The sequence below is a fragment of the Rhizocola hellebori genome (assembly GCF_016862955.1).
GTDB lineage: Bacteria > Actinomycetota > Actinomycetes > Mycobacteriales > Micromonosporaceae > Rhizocola > Rhizocola hellebori.
This window is the reverse complement of the sequence record NZ_BONY01000207.1, coordinates 1-520: the sequence shown is the minus strand read 5'-3', so window position 1 is coordinate 520 and position 520 is coordinate 1. Positions and strand designations below refer to the sequence as shown.

Below are 520 nucleotides of genomic sequence, written 5' to 3'. Positions count from 1 at the left end.
GATGTCGGTCAGCCTTGGCGTGGACCGCAAAACCATCCGCAAGTACCTACAGCCCGCGATCGCCGCCGGGCTGAAGCCGGGCAGCAAACCGTCGAGCCCCAACGAGTGGACCGAACTGATCGGCCGCTGGTTCCCCGAGTTGACCAACACTCGGTTACGGCAGGTGACGTGGCCGGACATCGACAGACACGCCGATCACATCAAAGCGCAGCTGGCGGCCGGGGTCACCCAGGCCACGGTGTGGCAGCGGCTACGCGACGAGCAAGGCCTTGCGGCGTCGGTGGCGTCGTTTCGCCGCTGGGTGGCCGCGACCGTGCCGGAGGAGACCCGCCGGGCGCAGGTGACGGTGCTGCGCGATGAGGTTCCCGCTGGTGAGGAAGCCCAGATCGACTACGGGCTGCTGGGGACGTGGGTTGATCCGGTGGGCGGCAAGCGGCGCAAAGTGTGGGCGCTGGTCGTCGTGCTGGCTTGTTCCCGGTACATGTTCGTGCAGCCCACCTTCGTGATGGACCAGGCCGCG

The 520-nt window shown here is 67.7% G+C and carries 1 pseudogene; it reads left to right on the top strand.

Features of this window, described 5'->3' with window-relative positions:
* Positions 1-520: pseudogene (locus Rhe02_RS49545) on the top strand (hypothetical protein); the annotation flags it as partial.